General features: G+C 70.9%; 15 protein-coding genes. 4 read left to right on the forward strand and 11 right to left on the reverse strand.

What is annotated here, in order from left to right:
* Window positions 1–212 precede the first annotated feature (212 nt).
* The gene (locus tag ACF1FZ_RS22140) at window positions 213–416 is read right to left on the reverse strand and encodes an acyl-CoA carboxylase subunit epsilon (RefSeq protein ID WP_391775114.1); all 204 of its coding nucleotides are present in this window, start codon (window positions 414–416) and stop codon (window positions 213–215) included.
* 70 nt (window positions 417–486) lie between these two features.
* Window positions 487–2,070 (reverse strand): acyl-CoA carboxylase subunit beta, encoded by a 1,584-nt coding sequence (locus ACF1FZ_RS22145; protein ID WP_391775115.1) that lies wholly within the window; start codon window positions 2,068–2,070, stop codon window positions 487–489.
* Between the two features lie 589 nt (window positions 2,071–2,659).
* Between ACF1FZ_RS22145 and ACF1FZ_RS22150 the strand changes: the two genes are divergently transcribed.
* The gene (locus ACF1FZ_RS22150) at window positions 2,660–3,871 is read left to right on the forward strand and encodes a glycoside hydrolase family 64 protein (RefSeq protein WP_391775286.1); all 1,212 of its coding nucleotides are present in this window, start codon (window positions 2,660–2,662) and stop codon (window positions 3,869–3,871) included.
* 126 nt (window positions 3,872–3,997) lie between these two features.
* On the opposite strand, the gene ACF1FZ_RS22155 is transcribed toward ACF1FZ_RS22150, so the two are convergent.
* Entirely contained in the window at window positions 3,998–4,519 is a 522-nt protein-coding gene (locus tag ACF1FZ_RS22155) for a hypothetical protein (RefSeq protein WP_391775116.1), read from the reverse strand.
* A gap of 238 nt (window positions 4,520–4,757) precedes the next feature.
* Here ACF1FZ_RS22155 and ACF1FZ_RS22160 point away from each other — a divergent pair, with 238 nt between their 5' ends.
* Window positions 4,758–5,372 carry a YceI family protein gene (locus ACF1FZ_RS22160; RefSeq protein ID WP_391775117.1) on the forward strand — a complete coding sequence of 205 codons (615 nt, stop codon included), beginning with the start codon at window positions 4,758–4,760 and terminating at the stop codon, window positions 5,370–5,372.
* A gap of 61 nt (window positions 5,373–5,433) precedes the next feature.
* On the opposite strand, the gene ACF1FZ_RS22165 is transcribed toward ACF1FZ_RS22160, so the two are convergent.
* Together ACF1FZ_RS22165 and ACF1FZ_RS22170 are read right to left on the reverse strand one after the other, a co-directional pair.
* Window positions 5,434–6,075 (reverse strand): class I SAM-dependent methyltransferase, encoded by a 642-nt coding sequence (locus ACF1FZ_RS22165; RefSeq protein ID WP_391775118.1) that lies wholly within the window; start codon window positions 6,073–6,075, stop codon window positions 5,434–5,436.
* The gene (locus tag ACF1FZ_RS22170) at window positions 6,072–7,112 is read right to left on the reverse strand and encodes an NAD(P)/FAD-dependent oxidoreductase (RefSeq protein ID WP_391775119.1); all 1,041 of its coding nucleotides are present in this window, start codon (window positions 7,110–7,112) and stop codon (window positions 6,072–6,074) included. The genes ACF1FZ_RS22165 and ACF1FZ_RS22170 overlap by 4 nt, the downstream gene beginning before the upstream one ends.
* A 479-nt stretch (window positions 7,113–7,591) precedes the next feature.
* Between ACF1FZ_RS22170 and ACF1FZ_RS22175 the strand changes: the two genes are divergently transcribed.
* Window positions 7,592–8,968, forward strand: a complete 1,377-nt coding sequence (locus ACF1FZ_RS22175; RefSeq protein WP_391775120.1) for a cellulase family glycosylhydrolase — start codon at window positions 7,592–7,594, stop codon at window positions 8,966–8,968.
* Window positions 8,969–9,101: 133 nt separating this feature from the next.
* Here ACF1FZ_RS22175 and ppk2 read toward each other — a convergent pair whose 3' ends face one another.
* Window positions 9,102–10,052 carry a polyphosphate kinase 2 gene (ppk2, locus tag ACF1FZ_RS22180; protein ID WP_391775121.1) on the reverse strand — a complete coding sequence of 317 codons (951 nt, stop codon included), beginning with the start codon at window positions 10,050–10,052 and terminating at the stop codon, window positions 9,102–9,104.
* 254 nt (window positions 10,053–10,306) lie between these two features.
* Here ppk2 and ACF1FZ_RS22185 point away from each other — a divergent pair, with 254 nt between their 5' ends.
* The gene (locus ACF1FZ_RS22185; protein ID WP_391775122.1) at window positions 10,307–10,891 is read left to right on the forward strand and encodes an MSMEG_1061 family FMN-dependent PPOX-type flavoprotein; all 585 of its coding nucleotides are present in this window, start codon (window positions 10,307–10,309) and stop codon (window positions 10,889–10,891) included.
* A 62-nt stretch (window positions 10,892–10,953) separates the two neighbouring features.
* Here ACF1FZ_RS22185 and ACF1FZ_RS22190 read toward each other — a convergent pair whose 3' ends face one another.
* The 5 genes from ACF1FZ_RS22190 to ACF1FZ_RS22210 form a co-directional block, all read right to left on the reverse strand.
* Window positions 10,954–12,342 carry a hypothetical protein gene (locus ACF1FZ_RS22190; protein ID WP_391775123.1) on the reverse strand — a complete coding sequence of 463 codons (1,389 nt, stop codon included), beginning with the start codon at window positions 12,340–12,342 and terminating at the stop codon, window positions 10,954–10,956.
* Window positions 12,343–12,403: 61 nt separating this feature from the next.
* Window positions 12,404–15,490, reverse strand: coding sequence for a glycoside hydrolase family 3 N-terminal domain-containing protein (locus ACF1FZ_RS22195; RefSeq protein ID WP_391775124.1), 3,087 nt, complete (start codon window positions 15,488–15,490; stop codon window positions 12,404–12,406).
* A 43-nt stretch (window positions 15,491–15,533) separates the two neighbouring features.
* Complete coding sequence (locus tag ACF1FZ_RS22200) at window positions 15,534–16,946, reverse strand: GH1 family beta-glucosidase (protein WP_391775125.1); 1,413 nt, start codon at window positions 16,944–16,946, stop codon at window positions 15,534–15,536.
* A gap of 52 nt (window positions 16,947–16,998) precedes the next feature.
* A complete protein-coding gene (locus ACF1FZ_RS22205; protein WP_391775126.1) occupies window positions 16,999–17,985 on the reverse strand; it encodes an ABC transporter ATP-binding protein in 987 nt (328 codons plus the stop codon).
* A complete protein-coding gene (locus ACF1FZ_RS22210) occupies window positions 17,982–19,019 on the reverse strand; it encodes an ABC transporter permease (protein WP_391775127.1) in 1,038 nt (345 codons plus the stop codon). Before ACF1FZ_RS22210 ends, ACF1FZ_RS22205 begins: the two co-directional genes overlap by 4 nt.
* Window positions 19,020–19,228: the final 209 nt, after the last annotated feature.

Raw genomic sequence — 19,228 nt, forward strand, 5'->3', positions numbered from 1 at the left:
CGCTCCCTCAGCCTCGCAACGTCATCGCGTCCAACGACCACGGTCCTCGCAACTCCCACAGATCGCGGGTGTTGCGAGGACCGTTAGAACCCAAGCTCCGGCGAAGGAGTACGGGGCCTTCGCCCGCACGGGGCCCGGTGGAGCCTCGGAACGCGCCTCAGCGGCCGCCACGGGACCCGGTGGGCCCTGTGACGGCCGCTGAGGCCTTGGCTTCAGCCCTGCCAGCTGTGCGGGGCGCGGAAGCCGGGGGTGCGCTCCAGCCGGCGCCATCCGGCGGTGCTGCGGCCCCGGTGGGCGGGTGCGTCGGGCCGGGCGGCCGCGCGGGCGAGCAGGACCGCGGTGATGGCGGCGAGCTCCTCGGGGCCGGCCTGGCCCTTCTCGACGCGCAGGACTGAATCGGCGGGAGTGGCGGTCATGGTGTCTCCGTCTTCTGTGCAGGTGGTCGCGAAACGTGGGCGGGGGCCGGGGTGGCCGCTGCGGCTGCGACTACTGCGGGGGGTTGCCGTGCTTGCGGGACGGCAGGTCCGCGTGCTTGTTGCGGAGCATCGCGAGCGAGGCGATCAGCACCTCGCGCGTCTCGGCGGGGTCGATGACGTCGTCGACCAGGCCGCGCTCGGCCGCGTAGTAGGGGTGCATCAGCTCCGCCTTGTACTCCTTGACCATGCGGGCCCGCATGGCTTCGGGGTCCTCGGCGTCGGCGATCTGCCGGCGGAAGATGACGTTGGCGGCGCCTTCGGCGCCCATGACGGCGATCTCGTTGGTCGGCCACGCGTAGGTGAGGTCGGCACCGATGGACTGGCTGTCCATGACGATGTACGCACCTCCGTAGGCCTTGCGCAGGATCAGCGAGATCCTCGGCACGGTCGCGTTGCAGTACGCGTACAGCAGCTTCGCACCGTGGCGGATGATCCCACCGTGCTCCTGGTCGACGCCGGGCAGGAAGCCGGGTACGTCCAGCAGAGTGATGATGGGGATGTTGAACGCATCACACATCTGGACGAACCGCGCGGCCTTCTCGGACGCCTCGATGTCCAGGACACCGGCCAGCGCCTGCGGCTGGTTGGCCACGATGCCGACGACCTGCCCGTCGAGCCGGGCCAGGGCGCAGACGATGTTGCGCGCCCAGCGCTCGTGGACCTCCAGGAAGTCGCCGTCGTCGACGAGCTCCTCGATGACCTTGTGCATGTCGTACGGACGGTTGCCGTCGGCCGGGACCAGGTCCAGGAGGACGTCGCCACGCCGGTCCGCCGGGTCGTCGCTCGGCACGACGGGCGGGTTCTCCCGGTTGTTGGAGGGGAGCATCCCGATCAGGTAGCGGACCTCGGCGATGCAGGTCTCCTCGTCGTCGTACGCGAAGTGCGCGACGCCCGAGGTCTCGGCGTGCACGTCGGCGCCGCCGAGGCCGTTCTGCGTGATCTCCTCGCCGGTGACCGCCTTGACGACGTCCGGTCCGGTGATGAACATCTGCGAGGTCTCGCGGACCATGAACACGAAGTCGGTGAGCGCCGGGCTGTAGGCCGCGCCACCCGCGCACGGACCGAGCATCACGCTGATCTGCGGGATGACGCCGGAGGCGCGGGTGTTGCGCTGGAAGATCCCGCCGTAGCCCGCGAGCGCGCTCACACCCTCCTGGATCCGGGCGCCCGCACCGTCGTTCAGCGAGACCAGCGGGGCACCCGCCGAGATGGCCATGTCCATGATCTTGTGGATCTTCGTGGCGTGGGCCTCGCCCAGCGCCCCGCCGAAGATCCGGAAGTCGTGCGCGTAGACGAAGACCGTCCGGCCCTCGACCGTGCCCCAGCCGGTGATGACACCGTCGGTGTACGGCTTCTTCGCCTCCAGGCCGAATCCGGTCGCCCGGTGCCGGCGCAGCTGCTCGACCTCCTTGAACGATCCCTCGTCCAGCAGCAGCTCGATGCGCTCCCGCGCCGTCAGCTTCCCCTTGGCGTGCTGCGCCTCGGTCGCCCGGTCGCTCGGTCCGCGCCGGGCCTGTTCGCGCAGCGCCAGCAGTTCGGCCACCCGGCCACGCGTGTCGCCCGGCTCGCCCGCGATTTCGTCCACAACGGTCATACGTCGACCCTACGAACCCGGCTGCGGAAACCTGCCGTCCACACCGGACAGTCTCCTGCCCCGTTTCCTGGTGGCACCTGACAGAAGCCGGGGACCGTGTAACCCATCTGCCAGCTCGCAGGGCCACCGCGTTGTAGAGGTGCGACAAAACAAGGGCTGTGGCCCTCGCCACACAGCGGATCGCGCGCCACGCCGTGAATCCACCGGGGCGGACGACCGGACACGCCTCGACAGCCGGGGCCGGGAGTGGTCTCCCGTCCGTGCGCTCGCGCGTCACGGCGGTGACCCGCCTCCGGGGGACCGTATCCGCGCACAGGACGAGGAAACAGGCCGTACCCGCCTTCAGCTCCTGTCACTCCACGCATGCGACGAGAGACCAGGAGTGGCCAAGACCCCTCCGAGGGCGTCGAGTTGTGAAGAACGGCGGCTTCTTGAGAGCGCTCTCAGTCATAAGTCTTGACGCTCACCGGAGCCCTCGCGAGAGTGGTGCGGACCGCAGACGGCCCCCACCGGTCCGCCTCCTCGGGCCATTCCCTGACCCCGTCTGCACCCCCCACACCTCGGGAGTTCCTTCGTGATTTCGCGCAGAATGTTCCTGACAGGCGCCGCCGCCTCCGCGACCGCGCTCACCTACCCCCTCTGGGGCAGCACCCTGAGCCCACGCGCGTCGGCGGCCCCCGCGACGTGCGAACTGGCCCTGGAGAACCGCTCGTTGCCCGGCACGGTGCACGCGTACGTCACCGGCCACGAGCAGGGCACGGACCGCTGGGTGCTCCTGCGCCCCGACGGCAGCGTCTACCGTCCCGACTCCCCCGGCGCCCCGCAGACCCCGCTGCCGGTGGACTGCGCCATCCCGCTGAAGGCCGCGGGCGCCGGACCTGTCGTGCTCACCCTGCCTCAGATGTACGGGGCGAGGGTCTACTTCGTACGCGACGACAAGCTGGACTTCTACCTCAACCCGGGTCCGTCCCTGGTCGAGCCGGCCTTCGCGACCCCCACCGACCCGAACTACGGCAGGACCTGGTCCTTCTGCGAGTTCACCTTCAATCCGCAACAGCTGTACGCGAACATCAGCTACGTCGACCTGGTGACGGCACTGCCGATCGGGCTGACCCTGGAGGGCGACGGCACGCACACGGTGGCCCCGCTCCCGGACGGCGCGGTCCAGCGCATCGCCGACGATCTCACGGCCCAGGCGGCCTCCGACGGACAGCCCTGGGACGAGCTGGTCACCCGCGGCCCGGACGGGCAGGTCCTGCGGGTCGTCTCGCCCCAGAACCTGATGGCGCCGTTCTTCGACCGGCCGGACCAGATGCCGTTCCGGGACCTGTTCACCGCGCAGATCGACGAGGTGTGGGAGAAGTACCGCTCCACCGACCTGCGGATCGACCTGCAGGGCGGCCGGGGCACGCTGGCGGGGCGCGTCAGCGGGGACACCCTGACCTTCGAGGGCGGCCACACCTTCGTCAAGCCGACGTCGAAGGACATCTTCACCTGCAATCACGGCCCCTTCGCGAACAATCCCGGGGATTCCGACGACAAGAAGGCGCTGCTGGCCAGGATCGCGGCCGGCTTCAACCGCTCGATCATGCTCAGCCACCCGCAGCAGCCCAACGGCACGTCGGTGGCGGACTACTACAAGGGCGCGGTGACCAACCACTGGTCGCGCGTCGTCCACGCGAACTCCCCGATCGGCTACGCGTTCCCCTACGACGACGTACGTCCCGACGGTGAGCCGGACGTGTCGGGGGCCGCCCACGACGGCAACCCCCGCCGCTTCACGGTGAGCGTGGGTTCCTGAGCGGGGCCGGTACCGGAGCCGCAGACCCGGCCTGAGGCGGCGTCAGCCACTCGGGTGCCCCTGTCCGTCGGACAGGGGCACCCGTGTGTGCGGGGTCCCTCGTACGGGGAGCTTGCGCGCAGGAGGTCAGCAGCCGCCGCAGTTGTAGTACGTCACGTCCCAGTGGTTGCCCTCGTCCGCGTAGACGTTGCCGGAGCCCGACCGGTACTGCGGGGCGCCGTCACCCCGCACGCCGATGTAGGTGAACGTGCCCTTCACGTAGTTCGTCAGGCAGGTGCTCTTGCCGAAGTCCAGCTTGTAGCCGTTCCAGTGCGAGTACGTGCCACCGGCGTGCCCGGTCTCGGTACCCCCGGTGATGTTGAGCGCGCAGCCCGTGGCGCTCTTCAGCGTCTGGGCGCCCTGGGCGCTGGACAGGTTGAGCTGGTCGAAGGACGTGCAGGTGGGGACGTTCCGGTTGGAGCAGCCGCCCGAGGACGACCAGGTGATCCCGGAGGAGCTGAAGCGCGAGGTCGCCTGGGAGTGGGTCAGCTTGGTGACGGCGTGGGCCTCGGTGGCGCCGCCGAGGACGCCGGCCCCGGGCGCGAAGAGCACGCCGAGGACGAGGGCGAGAGCGGTGAGAGCCGAGCGGAGCCCGGGACGGGTCGGCATGGGGGAATCCTCCTGCTCATGACAAATAGGGGCGAGGAGATAGTGCCCCAGATCTACGCGCGTCCGCCAGGGGGCGGCGAGGGGCGGTGCGGCGACTCCCGCGACTTCCGGACCGGCCTGGACCCTTGATGTTGAATTTTGAACAAAATGGGTCTACAGTCAATCTCGTTGAAGGTTAAATCAAATGTTCGGCGGTCTGCCCCGCGGAGCGCGCCGGACCACGTCCCGAGGAGGAGCCATGGCTCTGTTCAACCGCAAGAACACCGCCCCGTCCACCACAGCCACCCTCGCCGTGGACCCGGCGCTGGCAGCTCTGACCGGCACCTACACGATCGACCCGGCGCACAGCAGCATCGGTTTCACGGTGCGCCACGCCATGGTGACCAACGTGCGCGGCTCGTTCGGTGACCACGAGGGCACGCTGGAGCTGGACGGTTCCGACCCGGCCGGCTCCTCCGCCTCCATCGACGTGAGGATCGCCAGCGTGGACACCGGTATCGCCGACCGCGACGGCCACCTGGTCAGCGGCGACTTCTTCGACGCCGAGAAGTTCCCCCTGATGACGTTCCGCTCCACACGGGCCGAGCAGCTCGGCGGTGACGCCTACCGCATCACCGGCGACCTCACGATCAAGGACGTCACCCGCCCGCTCTCCATCGATCTGGAGTTCCACGGCTCCGCGACCGACGTCTACGGCAACGAGCGCGTCGGCTTCGAGGGCAGCGCCGACATCCTCCGCTCCGACTGGGGGCTGACCTGGAACGCCGCCCTGGAGACCGGCGGCGTGATGGTCAGCGACAAGGTCCGGCTGAACTTCGACATCTCCGCGATCAAGGCAGCCCCGCAGGCCTGACCTTCCCGGACCGGGCGCGCCCGCCGTCACCCCTTCCAGGGGACGGCGGGCGCGCCCGGCGTCACCGGGAGACCCGGCGACGGAGCTTCAGCGCGTTGTCCGTGCGGGTGGTGGGCCGGCCCTCGGGGTCGTTCTGGGTCCGCTCGTGTTCCTCACTGAGCAGCACCTCCCACGCACCCTCCGGGAGTTCGAGGGAGGTGAGGACCTCGTCCGGGGTCGGGAACACCACCTCGGGGTGCGGGTTCTCCTCCCAGGAGGGGAACCCGGCGTGGCCGACGACCAGAAGGACGCCGCCGGGTGCGACGGCCCCGGCGGCCCTGCGCAGGATCTCCTCGCGGGGCAGGTCACCCATCGAGTGCAGGAACTGGGCGGAGACCAGGTCGTACTCCCCCTCGGGGAACGAGACCCCCAGGTCGTGCCACTGCCAGTCGATCCTGTCCTCCACTCCGGTTTCCGCCGCGTGCACCGCCGCCCGCTCCAGGGCGACGCGCGAGATGTCGGTGGCGGTGACCTGCCAGCCCCACCGGGCGAGCCACACCGCGTCCGCGCCCTCGCCGCATCCCAGGTCGAGGGCGCGGCCCGGCTTCAGGCCCTCCACTTCACGGACGAGGACGACGTTGGGGTTGCCGCTCCAGATCCGGTCGTTCTCGCGATAGCGGTCGTCCCACATCTCGGCGCCGGTGCGTGTGTCTTCGGTCGTCATCGTGCTGTCTCCTGAAGTCCGTGACGGCGGTCGCCGAGCACCCGCTCGGTGACCTGGCGCTCGGCCTCGGCCGAGAAGGGGGCACGGCGGGCGTCGACCGCGCGCCGGGTGTCCTCGGCGACGAGGTCCATGTTGATCATCGAGGCCGCCTTGAGCCCGGCCGCCGCCGCTCCGACGACCTGCTCCATGAGGTTGGCGACGTTGCCGGCCACCCATACGCCGGGCACCTCGGTGGCCCCGGCGGGGTCGGCCGCGATGTACGTACCGACGACGTGGCCGCCCATCTCCATCTCGGTCGGCCGGAGGCCGAGACTCTCCAGGACCGCCGAGCGGGCGGTGAAGCGGGGCTGGACCACGAGCGCCTCGCGCGGGATCACCGTGCCCCCGGCCAGCCGCACCCCGGTGATCCGGTCCCCGGCGGCCTCCAGCGCGGCCACCTCGCCGTCCACCACGCAGATGCCCCGGGCGGCGAGCTGCTCGTACTCCTCGTCACTGAAGTCGGGCCGGTCGTTCCGGAACAGCACCACGTCATCGGTCCACTGCCGCCAGAGCAGGGCCTGGTGCGGGGCCATGGGGCCGGCCGCCAGAATGCCGACGGCCTGATCCCGCACCTCCCAGCCGTGACAGTACGGACAGTGCAGCACGTCGTTGCCCCAGCGCTCGGCCAGTCCCTCCACGGCCGGCAGTTCGTCGACGATTCCGGTGGTCACGAGCAGGCGGCGGGCGTGGACAGCCCTTCCGTCCGTCTGCACGACGCGGAATCCGTCGGACAGCTTCTCGGCCGAGACCACGTCGCCCTGGACGATCTCGGCACCGTAGCCCGCCGCCTCGGCCCGCCCGACGGCCAGCAGCTCCAGGGGCGGGATGCCTTCCCGGCCCAGGTAGTTGTGCGCGTGGGACGCGGGTGCGTTGCGCGGGCTGCCCGCGTCGATCACGAGCACGGAGCGCCGGGCCCGGGACAGGGCGAGCGCCCCGCTCAGCCCGGCGGCCCCCCCGCCGATCACCACCACGTCGTACCGCTGGTTCATACCGCTCATGCGGATCACCTCCTGTTACGGGAGATGGTGCGCGCGCCCAGCCGTTTCGACAAGCTTGCTTGCCGAAACGGCAAACTCGCACCACGCGGCCCTCCCAGGGTCCCGCTCCCCACGCCCCGCGCGTCGGCGAGCACCCCGACGAGCGCGAGCCCGCGCCCGTATTCGGCGAGAGGTCCCGGGCCGCGGGTTCCCGGACCTCGCCGGCCCCGCTGTCGTGCACCTCGATCCGGAGCACGTCGCCCCGGGCAAGCTGGACGCGGAAGCCCCGGCCGGGCTCACCGCACACCGCTTGACCAGGCCCCGAGCGCCCCGGCCTTCCACCGGTCGCCCGCGCCCCGGTGCCGCGCCTCCCCAGCCCTCCTCACCAAAGCCGGTCGGATGTCTGTACGCGCGCCGGCGTCTCGGTGTACGGTCTCGGCCCGATGGACCTTGGGAGCGCTCCCATACCGCTGTTTCCGCCCCCCACGAGGAGGAACGCCATGAAACGCCTGCTCGCCTTACTGGCGACCTGCGCGACAGTCCTGGGCCTTACGGCAGCAACGAGCCCCGGGGCGACGGCCGCCGCCGCCGGCTGCAAGGTCGAATACACGGTCACCAGCCAGTGGACGGGCGGCTTCCAGGCCGGGGTGAAGGTCACCAACCTGGGCGCCCCCCTCACCGGCTGGACGCTCGGGTTCACCCTGCCCGACGCGGGACAGAAGGTCACCCAGGGCTGGAACGCCACCTGGTCGCAGTCCGGTTCGGCGGTCACCGTCGTCGGCGTCGACTGGAACCGCACGCTGGCCACCGGCGCGTCCGCGGACCTGGGATACACGGGCACCTTCACGGGCGCCAATCCGAAGCCCACGGCGTTCACACTCAACGGCGTCGCCTGTACCGGCTCTCTCGAAGAAGAGCCCCCGCCCGCCCCGGGGAACGGCACCCCCGTGGAGGTCAACGGCCAGCTCCACGTCTGCGGCGTGAACCTGTGCAACCAGCACAACCGCCCCATCCAGCTGCGGGGCATGAGCACACACGGCATCCAGTGGTTCGACCAGTGCTACAACGACGCTTCCCTGGACGCGTTGGCGAACGACTGGAAGTCGGACCTGTTCCGCATCGCCATGTACGTGCAGGAGGACGGTTACGAGACCGACCCGGCGGGCTTCACCAACCGCGTGAACGAGCTCGTCGACATGGCCGAGGACCGCGGCATGTACGCGTTGATCGACTTCCACACCCTGACGCCGGGCGACCCGAACCACAACCTGCAGCGCGCGAAGACGTTCTTCGCCTCCGTCGCCGCCCGCAACGCCGGCAAGAAGAACGTGATCTACGAGATCGCCAACGAGCCCAACGGCGTGAGCTGGTCGGCCGTCAAGAGCTACGCCGAGCAGGTCATCCCGGTGATCCGGGCCGCCGACCCGGACGCCGTCGTCATCGTCGGCACGCGCGGCTGGTCCTCGCTGGGGGTCTCGGACGGGTCCGACGAGAGCGAGGTCGTCAACAATCCCGTCAATGCCACCAACCTCATGTACGCGTTCCACTTCTACGCCGCGAGCCACAAGGACAACTACCGCTCCGCGCTGAGCCGGGCGGCCTCGCGGCTTCCGCTGTTCGTGACCGAGTTCGGCACAGTGAGCGCCAACGGCGGCGGAGCGGTGGACCGGGCGAGCACCACGGCCTGGCTGGACCTGCTCGACCAGCGGAAGATCAGCTATGCGAACTGGACCTACTCCGAAGCCCCCGAGGGCAGCGCGGCGTTCAGGCCCGGCACCTGCGACGGCAGCGACTACAGCAGCAGCGGTGTGCTGACCGAGTCCGGTGCGCTGCTCAAGAGCCGGATCAGCACGCCTGACAGCTTCCCCACCAGCTGACACCCGGCGGGACTCCGGCCGGGCCGGAGCCCCGCCCCGGCCCCCGCCCCGCGACCGGGGCGGGAGAGCTACGGGACGGGCGACGGCACCCTGTGGTCCGGCGACACGTCCATGGGCTCCGACCCGGCCGGAATCACGGGTGTTCCCCGGGCCCCTCGGTGTTCGGGGCGAGGCGGGTGGGCGAGAGGGCCGTGTCCTCCTCGCCCGGCTCCAGCAGGGTGGCGGCGGCTCCCACGATGAGGGGGTCCGGCTTGCCGACGGCTTCGGCGTCCTTGGACGCGTAGTCGATGCGTGCGAGGAGACTGCGCATCGCTTCGAGCCGGCCCCTTCGCTTGTCGTTGCTCTTCACGACGGTCCACGGAGCGTGCTCGGTGTCGGTGGCGCGGAACATGTCGATCTTCGCCGTGGTGTAGTCGTCCCAGCGGTCGAGGGAGTCGACGTCCGTGGGCGAGAGCTTCCACTGGCGCACGGGGTCGACCTGGCGGATCGCGAAGCGGGTGCGCTGCTCGGCGCGGGAGACGGAGAACCAGAACTTCACCACGATGATCCCGTCGTCGACGAGCATCTGCTCGAACTCCGGGCACTGCTTCAGGAAGAGTTCGTACTCGGGCTGGGTGCAGAAGCCCATGACGCGTTCGACCCCGGCCCGGTTGTACCAGGAGCGGTCGAAGAAGACGATCTCGCCGGGCGCGGGCAGGTGGGACACATAGCGTTGGAAGTACCACTGGCCCCGCTCACGGTCCGTGGGCTTGTCCAGGGCCACTATGCGCGCGCCGCGCGGATTGAGGCGCTCGGTGAAGCGCTGGATGGTGCCGCCCTTGCCGGCCGCGTCCCGCCCCTCGCAGAGCACCACGACCCGCGCCCCGGTGTCCTTGGTCCACCGCTGGAGCTTGAGCATCTCGATCTGCAGGATGCGCTTGGACCGTTCGTACTCCGCGCGGCGGATCTTGCGGTCGTACGGGTAGTTCTCCCGCCAGGTCTTGATCGGCCGGCCCCCGTCATCCAGCAGGATCGGCTGTTCCGGCCTGCTGGCGTCGACGGTCAAGCCGTCCAGCAGCTGTTTCTCCACCCGGTCCCGGTCCATCGGCTCCGGCCTCCCGTCCGTTCACGCCCCTCGCCACCAGGTGGTGCGGGGCCCGGGGCGATTCACCCCGCCTACTCCATCTTCTCCGGGAAGAGCGAAACAACCTCATCCAGTGCGTGGACGGCCAACAGCGTCCGGCCGGTACTGCTTGCCGCCCCGGGACGAGGCACACCCACACGCGTAAGTAAGGTAAGCCTAATAATGCGCTCAGGCCGGCGGTCCGCTGCTGCGCCCCCATGAGGTCGGAGAATCCCTTGTCGAACGCCGCGCCCGTGGCAGCCACCGCCTACGCCCCCCCGGTGGGCGGCGACCCCCTGGCCGGGGCGGTACCCCTCCGGTCGGCGGAGCAGCTGCGCGAGATCCTGGGTGAGCCGTGGCCGCTCGTCATCGACAAGGTGCACGACGAACTGACCGAGGCCGACCTGGGACTCCTGGCCCGCGCGCCGTTCTGCGCGGTGTCGACCTCCGACGCCGACGGCAACTGCGACACCTCCCCGCGCGGCGGCGAACCCGGTTTCACCCACGTCCTGGACCCGCGCACTCTGGCGCTCCCCGACCTGCCGGGCAACCGGCGCGGCGACAGCTTCCACAACATCCTGTCCAACCCGCATGTCGGGCTGCTCTACCTGATACCCGGCGTGATGACCGTCCTGCGGATCAACGGCCGGGCCCGCATCCTCACCGACGCGCACTTCTTCGACGAGATGGCGGTGAAGGGCCGACGCCCCGACCTGGCCCTCGTCGTGGAGATCGACGAGATCTATCTGCACTGCCCGGCTTCCCTCAAGCGCTCGGGCGTGTGGGCGCCGCAGACGTGGGAGGGTGCGGCCGGGGCCTGACCGGCACCCTGGGCTCCGGCCGGACCCCTGGACCGCCGCGGGAAGGGCCGGGGCCGGTACGGCTAGAACCCGCCGCCGTCGAAGCCTCCGCCTCCTCCGAAACCACCGCCGTCGCCGAAGCCTCCCCCGTCGCCGAAACCACCGAACCCGGAGGCGTCGAAATCGGAGCCGGAGACATCGCCACCACCCCATTCACCGCCGCCGAAGTCGCCGCCGCCGTACTCAGCCCCGTACGCCGGGGTGGCGAGCATCGACCCGAGCATGGTGCCGACCAGCAGGCCCGGGAGCAGGCCGCCGCCGAAGTAGCCGCCGGCCCAGGGGCCGTAGGCCGGGCCGGCCTCCCAGTAGGGGCGCCGCCGGCCGTCGCCGACGTCGACCGTGCGGCTCATCGGCTCCTCGCCGTCGCGCAGCCTGACCTCGTCGGCACCGCAGACCGGGACCTCGCGGGCCGCCCCGCCGGACGGCATCCACAGGACGTCCGCGACCGAGGGCCCGTGGCGCGGGTCGAAGAAGCAGGGCGGCCGGCGTGCCGGAAGCGCATGGCCCTTGCGGCGGGCCTCCAGGACGGCGAGGGAGAAACGGCCGTCCTCCAGGGCCTTGGTGACCCCGCGTACGTCGGAGGGGTGCTGGGCACCGCCCATGCGGGACTTGGCTTCCTCGTAGGAGTCGAGCGCGCGTTCGTAGTCGCCGCGCATCGCGTCGTCCGCGCCCTTCTCGGCGGGATGGAAGTCCAGTCGGTCCAGGGTTTCGCCGTACGCGGTGATGTCCTCGTCCACGACGACCCGGAGTTTCTCCAGGGCGGCCCGTTCTTCCTCCTCCCTGCGCTTCCTGCCGCGGCGGACGACCGCGAACGCGGTGCCTCCACCCACGAGGGCCACACCTCCGAGGACGATCAGGCCGGCCACCGGGGCACCGTCCCCGGCGCCGTCGTCCGCACCGCCCCCGGACCAGGAGGCCGGGGCACTGCCCCTGGCCTGGTCGACGGCGCGGTCGACGAAGGCGTTGAGCTGCGTCGCGGCGTCGGTGCCCGTGCCGGGTGCCTTCACGGCGGTGGTGAGGTTCTCCACGGCCCGGACCGGCATCACCTGCGGGTCGGCGCCCGCGTCGAAGCCGTCACCGAGGCGGACCGCGTAGACGCCGGTGACTCCGGTGTCGGTGCGCAGGTTCTGCAGGAGGTTCTCGGGCGGGTAGTCGGACGTCGCGGGCAGCACGGCCACGAAGACCGGCTTGTCGGCGTCCTTGATCTTCTTCTCCAGGGCGTCCTCCTGGGACGCCGAGAGCTGCCCGGAGGCCGCCGGGTCGACGTACACGGGGCCCTGGCGCAGGGCACGGGCCACGTCGTCGACGGTGGAGGGGGCGGCGGCTTGGGCAGCGGGGACCAGTGCCAGCACGACCGCCGAAAGCATCAGCAGCAGGCAGGCCCACAGGGGAGCGAACAGCCTTTTCCGCATACTCCGAAAGTAACCCGAACGGGCGAAAAATGCGTCGCCCGCCCGGGTCACGTTCATGCTGTTACACGGCGCGGTACGCCGTGCGCAGCTTCGCCACCGCTGCGGTCAGGTCACCGGTGAGCAGCAGGTGGTCCGCCTCGGCGAACGGTCCGGACACCGCCGCGGTGAGCTTCCCGCCGGTCTTCTGCTGGACCAGGAGCCTGGCCCGGTCCACGATCTTCTTGCCCGCCGCGGTCTTCCCGAGGCCCGCACGCTCGGCGAGCTGCGCGGCGACGGCGAGGCCGGTGAGGGCGGCTTCGCCGCCCGACGGGGCCTTGTGCAGGGTGGTCAGTCCCCAGCCGTACGGGAACTGCGGGTCGTACACCGTGTCGCCGACGTTGACCGGCAGTTGCGACTCGGACCTCGGCCAGGTCACCGGAAGCTGCCCGGTGAAGGCCCGCTTGCCGTAGAGGACGTCGGCGACGCCGTCGCCCTCGGTGCCCGGCAGCCAGGAGGCGACCAGGGCGTCGATGTCCCCGAGCCGGTCCCCGATGAGCTGCGGGCGGCCCGAGACCACGAGGACGGCACACTTCATGGCGGCGCAGACCGTGTCGACGGCCGCCTTGTCGGCGTCGGTGAGCTCCAGGTCGTGGCCGTTGCCGACGTCCCCGATGCCCTCGGCGTACGGCTTCTCGCCGACGACCACGACTCCCACGTCGTAGCCCTCGGTGGGGGCGGAGGCGTCCTTCGAGAAGGTGGCCGAGGAAGTGTTCTTCGCGATGCCCTCCAGGATCGTCGTGCCCGTGGTGGTGGCACCGGAGGCGCCCTGCCAGCTGACGGTCCAGCCACCGGCCTGGTTGCCGAGGTCGTCGGCGTTGGAGCCGGCGACGTAGACCTTCTGCGACGGCTCGAGCGGCAGCACCGCGCCGTCGTTCTTCAGCAGCACCTGGGACTTGGCGGCTGCCTCACGGGCGACCGCCCGGTGCCCGGCGGAGCCGACCTCGTCCAGGTGGGAGGTGTCGGCGTACGGCTTCTCGAAGAGGCCGAGACGGAACTTCTGGGTCAGGATGCGGGAGACGGCGTCGTCGATGCGGGCCTGGCCGATCCGGCCCGCGGCGACCTCTTCCTGGAGCGTCTTCGTGAAGTCCTGGTAGGCGGTCGGGACCATGATCATGTCGAGGCCGGCGTTCACCGAGGTGCGGACGTCGCTCGCGTAGTCACCGGGGATCTGGTCGATGGCCTGCCAGTCGCTGATGACGAAGCCCTCGAAGCCCATCCGGTCCTTGAGCACACCGTTGATCATCCCGGCGTGGGCGTGCATCTTCACCGGGCCCTCGTCGTCACCGAGGACGTCCAGCGAGGAGTACGACGGCATGACCGTGCCGACGCCCCGCTTCACGGACTCGGCGAAGGGCGCGAGGTGCACCGCTTCGAGCTCCTGGCGCGTGACCTTCGTGACGCCCTGGTCGATGGTGTAAGAGCCGGTGGTGGACGAACCGAACTCCGTGCCGCCGTCACCGACGAAGTGCTTGGCGCTGGCCAGCACCTTGTCGTTGCGGTCGAGGTCCCTGCCGGAGGGGCTGCCCTGCATGCCGGTGATGACCGTCTCCATGGCCTCGACCAGCGCCGGGTCCTCGCCGTACGCCTCGTAGGAGCGGCCCCAGCGCTCGTCACGGGTGACGCACACACAGGGGGCGAAGTCCCACGGGATGCCGGTGGCCCGGACCTCCTTCGCGGTGACGGCGCCCGTCTTCTCCGCGAGCTTCGGGTCGCGGCCCGCGCCGATGCCGATGTTGTGCGGCATGATCGTCGAGCCGATCACGTTGTTGTGGCCGTGCACGGCGTCCACGCCGTAGATCAGCGGGATCTGGAAATGGGTGGCCTGCGCGCGCAGCTGGTAGGCGTCGGTCATCTTCGCCCAGGCCTCGGGCGTGTTCGGGGTGGGTACGGAGCCTCCCCCGGAGAGCAGCGAACCGAGGTCGTACGCGGCGATGTCACCCTGTGACTTCAGCGCGTTGCGCTCCGCCTGGGTCATCTGGCCGGCCTTCTCGGCGGGGGACATCCGCGACAGCAGGTCGGCGACGCGCTTCTTCACCGGGAGCTTCGCGTTCTGGTACGGCAGCCCGTGGGCGTCGATGACGACCTGGGGGTTCTCCTTGGGCGCCTTGGCCCCGGTGACGGTGAGTTCCAGCGGGATCGTCTCCGCCGACTCCGCGCCCCTGTCCCTGGTGGTGGCCACGGAGACGGTGTGGGTGGTGCCTGAGGCGGTGCCCGCGGGGAAGGTGTGGGTGCCGGTGACCGGTGTGTAGTCCTTGCCGGAGCCGGCGCTGCCGCCCTTGGTCGTGTAGGCGACGGTGACGGGTTCCTCGGTGGGGACGGAGCCGGTCGTGACGACGGAGATCCTGATGTCCGCCGTCCCGCCCTCCTCGACCGGGTGCACGGCGGAGTCGACGACGACGCTCGACTTCAGGGCCGGGTCGGCCTTCCCGTACAGCTCGACGGCGTCCATGGCGAAGGAGCCGGGGGCGCCGGTCGGCAGGGTGAGGGCGTAGCCCCACATCTCGTTCAGGCCGAGTACCTGGTCGATGCCGCCGACGGGCTGGTAGTCGGCCCGGTAGACGAAGTCCGCGAAGGGGATCTCGACCTGGTGCCAGCCCTCCCAGTCGTCGGTGAACGAGGTGGTCCACAGCTCGGAGGCGCCGCCGTTGGCTCCGCCGTCCTTGATCTCGAAGTTGATCCGCTTGCCCGAGCCGGGCGGCAGGGGCGCGGTGTTCTGGCCGTACCACCAGAAGCGGATGCCCTTGTGGGCGGTCCAGTCCTCCGGTGGCTGGTCCACGGCGAACTCGTGGCTGAGCCCTCCGTAGGCACTGATGTCGTAGGTGCCCGACAGGACCGTGGAGCCCTCGGGCGCGTCGGCGCGCTCCTCGAACTTCAGGGCGGGGTGGTCGTCCGCGTCGCCGCCCCAGGTGAACAGGGAGTCGGCGGGCGGGTTGCCGAGCGGGACCTCTCCCTCGAAGCGGTCGACGAGGACGGGGGCAGGGTCCTCGGCGCCGGCCGCCGCGCTGGGGACGGCCCCGGCCAGCAGGGAGGCGAGGACGGTGGCGGCGGCGAGCGCGGCTGTCGCCGGTCTCGCCCGGTGACGTGCGCGGGGACGGGGTGTGCGGGGCATGTGCGGCTCTTCTCTGCTCCGGTGGCGGTTCGGCACGGGGAGGTCAGTCGGTGCGGGCGTTCCGGGTGAGGCGGATCGTGTCGCGGTACCACTTGGCGCTGTCCTTGAGCGTCCGCACCTGCGTGTCGTAGTCGACGCGGACGATGCCGAACCGCTTGTCGTATCCGTAGGCCCACTCGAAGTTGTCCATCAGCGACCAGGCGAAGTAGCCCCGGACGTCCGCGCCCTGCCGGCGGGCCTCGGACACGGCGGCGATGTGGTCGGCGAGGTAGGCGGTGCGGTCGGCGTCGGGGACGGAGCCGTCGGCGGCGACCGTGTCGTCGAAGGCGGCCCCGTTCTCCGTGATGACGGTCGGCAGTGCGTAGTCCCGCTGGAGCCGCAGCAGCAGCTCGGTGAGCTCGGCGGGGGTGATCTCCCAGTCCATCGCCGTGCGGGGCAGGTCGCGCTCCACCCCCCGGACGACGGGGAGGCCGTCGGCACCGGTCGGCGAACCGTCCTCGGTGACTCCGGAGAACATGGCGCCGCGGTAGAAGTTGACGCCGAGGACGTCGAGGGGAGTGGCGATGGCTGCCATGTCGCCTTCCTGGACGGGAAGTCCGATGTTCTGGGCCGCGAGGTCGTCGAGGACGTCCTGCGGATAGCGGCCGTGGACGACCGGGTCGAGGTAGAGGCGGGTGCCCATGCCGTCGGCGCGGCGGCAGGCCTCCCGGTCGGCCTCGCTGCCGGTCTCCGGGGTGGCGGTGCCGAGGTTGAGGGTGATACCGAGTTCGAGCGGGTTGCTCCCCGCCGCCTCGCGCATCTGCCGGGCGGCGAGCCCGTGGCCCAGGAGCAGGTGGTGGACGGCCCCCATGGCGTCACCCATGTCGCGCCGGCCGGGGGCGTGCGCCCCGTAGGCGTATCCGAGCATCGCCGAGCACCACGGCTCGTTCAGGGTCGTCCAGTGCTCGACCCGGTCGCCGAGGGCCTCGTAGGCGAGCATGGCGTACTCGGCGAACCGCAGGGCGGTGTCGCGGGCCGGCCAGCCGCCCGCGTCCTCCAGCTCCTGCGGCAGGTCCCAGTGGTAGAGGGTGATCCAGGGGGTGACGTTCCTGCCGTGGAGCTCGTCGACCAGCCGCTTGTAGAAGTCGAGGCCCTTGGCGTTGGCGAGGCCACGGCCACCCGGCTGGATGCGCGGCCAGGCCAGCGAGAAGCGGTACGTGTCGACGCCGAGGCCCGCGATCAGCTCCACGTCCTCGGGCATCCGGTGGTAGTGGTCGCAGGCCACGTCGCCGTGCTCGGCGTTGTGCACGGCGCCGGGCACACGGCAGTAGGTGTCCCAGATCGACGGGGCGCGGCCGTCCTCCGAAGCGGCGCCCTCGATCTGGTACGAGGACGTGGCGACGCCCCAGCGGAAGCCGGCGGGGAGTCCCTGGACGGCGGTGGGCTGCAGGCTGCTGCGAGGCGTGTCGAGGTTCATCGTTCTCCGTAACTCCGGGTCTGCTGTGGATGGTGTGCGGCGGTGCCGGCGGTCAGTCGTGCAGCCAGCAGGCGACTTCGCGGTCCTGGCCGCTCTCCGGCGGGGCGAGGACCGGCACCCGCTCCGGGCACGGCTCGAAGGCCTTGCCGCAGCGCGGGTGGAAGGCGCAGCCGGTGGGCATCGCGGACAGGTGCGGGGGCGACCCCGGGATGCCCGTGAGCTCACGCCGGGGGCCGTGCAGTGCGGGGAAGGAGTGCAGGAGGCCTTCGCTGTAGGGGTGGCGGGGGTCGCGGTAGATCTCGGCGGCGCCCGCCTGTTCCACGATCCGGCCGCCGTACATGATCGCGATCCGGTCGGAGAACTCGATCAGCAGCGAGATGTCGTGGGTGATGAACACGACGGAGAAGGAGAGCCGCTCCCGCAGCTCCACCAGCTTGCGCAGGATCTGCCGCTGCATCACGACGTCCAGGGCGGTGGTGGGCTCGTCCATGATGACGATCTCGGGTTCCAGGGCGAGTGCCATCGCGATCATCACGCGCTGGCGCATGCCGCCGGAGAGCTGGTGCGGATAGGCGGCGAGCCGGTCGGTGGAGATGCCGACGAGGTTCAGCAGTTCCTCGGCCCGCGCGGTGCGTTCGGCGGCCCGCATGCCGGGGCGGTGCGCGGTGAGGACGTCGGTGAGCTGGCTGTGGACCGTGTGCACCGGGTTCAGCGAGTTCATCGCCCCCTGGAACACGATCGACAGTTCCTGCCAGCGGAAGGCGCGCAGCTCGTCCGGGGTGAGGGAGAGGATGTCGACGCTCTCCCCACCCGGCCGGTGGTAGTGGACGTCGCCTCCGGTGATCACCCCGGGCGGCGAGAGCAGCCGGGTGACGGCGTACGCGAGCGTGGACTTGCCCGATCCCGACTCCCCCGCCAGGCCCAGGACTTCACCGCGGTGCAGGGTGAGGTCGATGTCCCGCAGCGCACGGACGCCGCTCGCGCCGGTGCCGTAGTCGACGTTCAGTCCGCTGATGGTGAGGATCGGCTCGGCGGTCATGCGGTGTGCTCCTTGCTGGGCGTTCCGGGCGACTCGGGGGTGCCGGGCGACTCGGGCGTTCCGGGCGAGGCAGGGGTGCCGGGCGAGGCCGTACGGGCCACCGGGGTGAAGCCGACCCGCATCCGGACCTTCCGGGAGGCGCCCGTCGCGGTGCGCAGGCGCGGGTTGACGAACTCGTCGATGCCGAAGTTGATCAGCGAGAGGGCGGTGCCCAACAGGGCGATGCACAGCCCGGCGGGAACGAACCACCACCAGGCGCCCTGGGCCAGGGCCTGGTTGGACTGGGCCCAGAAGAGCACGGTGCCCCAGTTCCAGTGGGAGATGTCGGCGACGCCGATGAAGGCGAGGGTGATCTCGGAGAGGACCGCGAAGATGACGGTGCCGACGAAGCCGGACGCGATGACGGCGGTGAGGTTCGGCATGACCTCGAAGAGGATGATCCGCCAGGTGGACTCACCGGTGGCACGCGCCGCCTCCACGTAGTCCCGGCGCCGGAGCGACAGGGTCTGGGCACGCAGGACGCGCGCACCCCAGGCCCAGGAGGTGAGGGCGATGACGGAGGCGATCAGGAGGTCGCCGGTGTCCTCGACGAAGCTCGCGATGATGATGATCAGCGGCAGGCCCGGGATGACGAGGAAGATGTTGGAGAGCATCGAGAGGAGCTCGTCGGCGGCCCCGCCGAGGAATCCCGCGCTGACCCCGATGAGGACGGACAGCACGGTCGCCAGGATGCCCGCGAGGAATCCCACGAGCAGCACACCGCGGGTGCCCACCAGGATCTGCGAGAGGACGTCCTGCCCGGTCTGCGTCGTACCGAACCAGTGGTCGGCGGACGGCGGCCGCAGCAGCTGGTCGCTCATCGCGTCCGGGTCGTACGGGGCGAGCCAGGGGCCCGCCACGGCGAGGACGGCGAAGAACGCGAGGATCAGCAGCCCGGTGCGGGTCTTCCCGCCGCGCAGGAAGCGGAACCTGGCCCGGGACGCGGCGGGGGCGGCGTCCGTGACGACTACGTCGGTGGTGGTGGTGACGGCCATGATCAGGGCCTCTCTTCCGGGACGGGCCGGAACAGGGAGCGTGCTCCGGTGCGGGCGGCCGCGGGGCGGAGGAGGGAGGCGGCGCGGCGGGGCCTCGCCCTGCTCGACGCTCTCTCCCCTCCTCGAGCGCGGCCGGGAGACCGGGGAGGACGCCGAGGGCGCGGGGAAGTGGTGGACTGACGACGACGCGGACGGGACTCCCCCCGCCC

The sequence above is a fragment of the Streptomyces sp. NPDC014623 genome (assembly GCF_043088245.1).
GTDB lineage: Bacteria > Actinomycetota > Actinomycetes > Streptomycetales > Streptomycetaceae > Streptomyces.